We start from the raw sequence: 239 nt of genomic DNA on the forward strand, positions 1-239 counted from the left end.
TGTAGAGGTCGTCAGGGTCGCGCCCCGCCTCGGCGGCGGCCTGCTTCACCGCCGCGATCGTCCACTCGGCGATCGACGGGTCGGCGAGCTGGAGGATGAACCCGTCGCCGACCTCGCCGGTGAGCGCGAGGACCTTCGGTCCATATGCGGCGACCCACACCGGCGTCCGGCTCGCCGTCGCCCACGGCAGCCGCAGATGGTTGCCCTTGTACTCGATGGCCGCGCCGTTGGCCAGGCCC

Annotated in this window: 1 protein-coding gene; it reads right to left on the reverse strand. The window is 72.4% G+C overall.

Translation table 11 applies throughout. The features are described 5' to 3' along the window. A partial coding sequence (locus tag FQ668_RS28165; protein ID WP_144180872.1) for an LLM class flavin-dependent oxidoreductase occupies positions 1–239 on the reverse strand: 239 nt, incomplete at both ends.

Source organism: Pseudomonas sp. Kh14, from assembly GCF_900291005.1.
Lineage (GTDB): Bacteria > Pseudomonadota > Gammaproteobacteria > Pseudomonadales > Pseudomonadaceae > Aquipseudomonas > Aquipseudomonas alloputida.